This is a genomic window from Paenibacillus sp. 01L418 (genome assembly GCF_056400045.1).
Genome location: NZ_JBFTSN010000429.1, coordinates 1 through 5,340, shown reverse-complemented (window position 1 = coordinate 5,340; position 5,340 = coordinate 1). Strand labels below are relative to the sequence as shown.

Annotated in this window: 5 protein-coding genes; all 5 read left to right on the top strand. The window is 47.7% G+C overall.

The features are described from left to right. Positions 1–986 (top strand): Gfo/Idh/MocA family protein (locus tag AC1DSE_RS29555; protein ID WP_477528648.1); only part of this gene is annotated, 986 nt, incomplete at its 5' end. 23 nt (positions 987–1,009) lie between these two features. After that, positions 1,010–2,050 (top strand): aldose 1-epimerase family protein, encoded by a 1,041-nt coding sequence (locus tag AC1DSE_RS29550; RefSeq protein WP_477509233.1) that lies wholly within the window; start codon positions 1,010–1,012, stop codon positions 2,048–2,050. Positions 2,051–2,074: 24 nt separating this feature from the next. Next, positions 2,075–3,574 carry an L-arabinose isomerase gene (gene araA, locus AC1DSE_RS29545; RefSeq protein WP_477509232.1) on the top strand — a complete coding sequence of 500 codons (1,500 nt, stop codon included), beginning with the start codon at positions 2,075–2,077 and terminating at the stop codon, positions 3,572–3,574. Positions 3,575–3,669: 95 nt separating this feature from the next. Further along, a complete protein-coding gene (gene glcD, locus AC1DSE_RS29540) occupies positions 3,670–5,085 on the top strand; it encodes a glycolate oxidase subunit GlcD (protein WP_477509231.1) in 1,416 nt (471 codons plus the stop codon). Further along, positions 5,078–5,340 (top strand): 4Fe-4S dicluster domain-containing protein (locus AC1DSE_RS29535; protein WP_477528647.1); only part of this gene is annotated, 263 nt, incomplete at its 3' end. The genes glcD and AC1DSE_RS29535, both read left to right, overlap by 8 nt.

Below are 5,340 nucleotides of genomic sequence, written 5' to 3'. Positions count from 1 at the left end.
TGCCTAGCGTGAAGAAAACCACCTCCGATTACCACGAGCTCATTGCGGATCCGGAAGTGGATGCTGTCTACTGCGCAGTGCCGCATAATCTGCATGAGCAATTATATATAGATATCATTAAAGCTGGAAAACATTTGCTTGGTGAGAAGCCATTTGGCATCGATGCAGAAGCCAATCAGTCAATTATGAAAGCAATCGCGGAGAATCCGGACGTGATCGTTCGCTGCTCCTCTGAATTTCCATTCTTCCCGGGAGCCCAACGGATTGTCGAATGGGTTAATCAAGAAAAATTCGGACAAATTATCGAGGTTGAAGCCGGCTTCTGGCATAGCAGTGACCTCGATCCGAACAAAACGATCAATTGGAAGCGTCGTATCGGAACTAATGGTGAATACGGCTGCATGGGTGATTTGGGCATGCACGTCGCACATCTGCCGTTTCGCTTCGGTTGGAAGCCAGCTAACGTAAGGTCACTGCTTAGTAAAATCGTGCAGGAACGTCCGGATGGTAAAGGCGGCATGGCCGCTTGTGAAACATGGGATAATGCGATATTGGCATGTGACGTCAAAACAGATAAGTATAATTTCCCGATGGTGCTTTCCATGAAACGGATTGCTCCAGGTCATGCCAATACTTGGTTTATCCGCATTAACGGCACAAAAGGCTCTGCAGAGTTCACGACCAAGAACCCGAAGCAAGTCGCATTCCTTCCATACGAGCCAGGGGGCGAGCAGGCATGGCATATTTCAGATGTTCCATATAAATCAACCTATGGAACGATTACTGGAGGTATTTTCGAATTCGGCTTCTCGGACTCGATTTTACAGATGTGGGCAGCTTTCTGCGATGAGATCGCAAATGGAAAAGACAACCAATCTTCCTTCCAATGTGCGAAACCGGAAGAAGCGGCCATGAGCCATCGACTATTCACAGCGGCTTTGGAGTCAGAGAAAACAGATAATACGGTTTTGCTGAACTGGGAATAGGACTGCTTAAGGGGGAGGAAAACGTGGAGCTTTACGGAAGGAAATGGAAACGTCGCGAGCTGGAAGCGAGAGTTGGCCGCATTGAGCAAATTGGCGGTGTTGAACGTTATACAAGAAGTGAAGGGCCTGAAGCGGGAGTAGACACGTTCCGAGTGCGAACCGGAGGGGGGTTATGTTACTGGGTAACGCCAAGCAAGGGAATGGACATCTCACTTGCTGAAATGCATGGCATACCAGTTAGTTGGTCCTCGAGCAATGGAGAGCCTCACCCTTCTTATTACGATCAGCGAGAAGCGGAGTGGCTGCGAACAGCATCCGGTGGATTGCTTATGACCTGCGGATTATCACAGGTTGGATCGCCGGGTAAAGACATCGACGGTGCTTACGGTCTTCATGGCCGAATTCATCATACGCCAGCACGTCAAATTTCATCTTGGTCAGAATGGGCGGGCGATGATTATGTGCTGCGAGTCCGTGGAGTCATAGAGGAGACCTCGATTTTTGGAGAGCATCTACGCCTGACTAGAACAATAACTAGCCATTTAGGTGAAAATCGGATAACGATCCTAGATTCCGTTCAGAACGTTGGATTCCGTCCTGCGCCTCATATGATGCTATATCATTTCAACTTCGGATTCCCGCTGCTTGCCGAGGACACGACAGTGGAACTTCCGAAAGGAAGAACATCAACTCGCGACAGCGATATGGATATGAGAAGGATGGGATTATGGCAATCGCCTGATCCTGCCTTTAGAGAACAAGTGTATTATCATAAACCTGATCAAAGCAAGGATGCGGTCTATGCACGTATTCATAGTCCCTCATTCCCGATTCGTCCTGCAAACACCAATTCACATGGTTTATCGGTAGAATTGGAATGGGATCCTGTCACGCTTCCGAAATTCGTTCAGTGGCGAATGCCAGGGTCAGGTGAGCATGTACTCGGACTGGAGCCTTCTAATTGCTGGACGAGAGGAAGGACGGACGAAAGGGAGAGAGGATCGCTCCGTATATTAGAGCCGAGTAAAACCGTCGATTATCGATTGGAATTGCGATTTATTTAAACACATTATAAGGAGGATAAAGGTATGCTGCAGACTAAGCCTTATGTATTTTGGTTCGTAACCGGAAGTCAGGGACTGTATGGTGAAGATGTTTTGTCAAAAGTGGAGGACAACGCGAAGGAAATGGTCGCTGGGCTTGATCAAGACGATGCTCTTTCTTATAAAATCATATTTAAAGCAGTCGTAACAACGCCGGAAGCTATCCGTCGTGTCTGTCTGGAAGCGAATTCAGACGATCATTGTGCGGGAATCATTACTTGGATGCATACGTTTTCGCCAGCAAAAATGTGGATCTCAGGCCTTACCCAACTGCGTAAGCCGTTGCTTCACTTTCATACGCAGTTTAATGTAGATATTCCATGGGACAGCATTGACATGGATTTCATGAATTTGAATCAAGCGGCACATGGCGACCGAGAATTCGGATTTATTGGAGCCCGTCTTGGCATAGCCCGTAAAATTATTGCAGGTCACTGGAAAGACGTGAAAGTACGGAGCAGAATCGGTTCTTGGATGAGAACGGCTGCCGGCTTTACGGAAAGCCAAACGATGAAGATCGCTCGTTTCGGTGATAACATGCGTTATGTCGCCGTCACGGAAGGTGATAAAGTAGAAGGACAAATAAGGTTCGGTTGGTCGGTTAACGGTTATCCTGCAGGTGATCTGGCGGAACGTGTGCAGGATGTCACGGATGGACAAGTCAAGGAATTGATGGATGAGTACACAGAGCTTTATGACTTCACAGAGAACGGCCAACGTGAAGGCACCGAGCGTGATGCGATTCGGGAACAAGCACGTATCGAGATAGCATTAAAAGCGTTTCTTCAAGAAAGCGGTTACAGTGCATTTGTAACAAGCTTTCAGGATTTACACGGCTTGAAACAGCTGCCCGGGCTAGCTGCGCAGCGACTTATGGCTGCCGGATACGGCTTCGGAGCAGAGGGTGATTGGAAAACTGCCGCTCTTGTTCGCATTATGAAAATAATGGCTGAAAACAAAGGCACGTCCTTTATGGAAGATTATACATATCACATGCAGGAAGGCAATCAGCTTGTGCTCGGCGCTCATATGCTAGAGATATGTCCGACAGTTTCCGTCAGCAAGCCAAAGATTGAGGTTCATCCGCTGTTCGTCGGCGGTAAAGCCGATCCGGCTCGTCTCACTTTTAATGGGAATAGTGGTAAAGCAATCAATGCTACCGTAGTTGATCTTGGAGACAGATTTCGTCTGATAGTGAACGAAGTAACTGCTGTGAAAAATGAGAAGGAAATGCCGAACCTGCCGGTAGCGCGTGTTCTGTGGAAACCTGAGCCGTCGTTATCAGATGCTGCGGAAGCGTGGATTTTGGCTGGCGGCGCGCACCACTTTGGTTTCTCCTTTCATGTTACAAGCGAGCAGATGGCTGACTGGGCTAAGATGGCCGGTATCGAATGCATCATTATCAATCAGACCTCTACGATGACGAGCTTGGAGAACGAGATTCGTTGGAATGATCTATATTACCGTTTGAACCATAAATACTAGATGTTTTTATGACGAGAAACCAACGCTCCTGTCTGTTGTGTGCTATTAAGAGCCGTTTGTGTTTCTCGTCCATTTTCATTCCGGGGGGACTTGCGATGTTGAGTATTGAAGTTAAAAGTGAGTTAAAAATGATTGTAGGCGATTCCTATTTTAAAGACGATCCCCAGTCGCTGATTACCCATTCCTATGACGGTACGCCGATGCAGCAAGCACTGCCTGATGGCGTCATTTATCCGGAAACGACCGATCAGATTTCAGCAATTATGAAGGTTCTCCATCGTCATCGTATTCCCTTGATCACCCGCGGCTCGGGAACCAACTTATGCGGAGGAACTGTTCCTGTTACTGGTGGCGTTGTAATGGTTATGCACAGAATGAATCGGATATTGGAGATTGATCTTGAAAATTTGACGGCAGTTGTACAACCCGGCGTGAACACGAAGCAGTTTATCACTGAGGTTGAAAATCTAGGGCTTTTTTACCCGCCTGATCCGAGCAGTATGTCCATTTCCACAATCGGTGGAAATATTGCAGAATGCTCTGGCGGTCTCCGTGGTCTCAAATACGGAACGACCAAAGATTATGTTATCGGACTCGAAGCAGTTTTAGCCAATGGTGATATATTGCGAACGGGCGGAAAGCTGATGAAGGATGTGGCTGGTTACGATCTTACGAAGCTTCTTGTCGGCTCAGAGGGAACGCTTGCCGTTATTACGGAGGCTACACTTAAGCTTATTCCACCTCCAAAAACAAAAAAAACGATGCTGGCGATGTACAGAGATATCAATGGAGCTGCGAGAACGGTATCCAAAATCATCGAAAACCGGATAATTCCTGCGACGCTGGAGTTTATGGACAGTCCAACCATTCAGGTAGTCGATGATTATGCGATGCTCGGATTGCCAAGGGATATGGAAGCGATTTTGCTTATCGAGCAGGATGGCGAAGCTGAGACTGTTGAGCGAGACATAGCTATGATTGAAGAAATATGCCGAAGTGAGCAGGCTGATCGTATTGATGTTGCAGAAACCGCAGAGGAAGCACTGAAATTAATGACAGCGCGCCGCAGTGCGTTCACGGCGTTAGCGAGACTGAGGCCTACGACGATACTTGAGGATGCAACTGTCCCACGTTCAAAGATTGCTGACATGGTTTTGGAAATAAACCGTATTGCTAAGAAACATAATGTTCAGATTTGCACCTTCGGGCACGCAGGCGATGGTAATCTACATCCTACGGCAACTACGGATGCTCGAGATCATGAAGAGGTGAATCGCGTGGAGGCCGCGTTCGAGGAAATCTTCGAAGCAGCTATCCGTTTGGGAGGTACAATTACGGGGGAGCATGGAGTTGGTATCGTGAAGGCTCCATTCTTAGAATGGAAAGTAGGTACGGCAGGCATTGAAGTGATGAAAGCGATCAAGTCGGCGTTTGATCCACTGAACATTCTTAATCCAGGAAAAATGTTCGCGAAGGAAACAAGGAAAAGGGTGGTAATCGGACATGCATGAGAAAAGCATAGACAAGCCGAGAAGTCCGATGGCTTCTAAGCTCGCAGCCAAACTGGATTATGAGCAGCTAACTAATTGCATGCGCTGCGGATTTTGTCTCCCTGCTTGTCCGACCTTCAGGGAAACCGGTATTGAGGCAGAGTCACCAAGAGGACGAATCGCCTTAATGAAAGCGGTTGTTGACGGCATAATGGAGCCTGACCAGCAATTTGAGGAGCAAATGGATCATTGTCTTGGCTGCCGAGCGTGCGAACC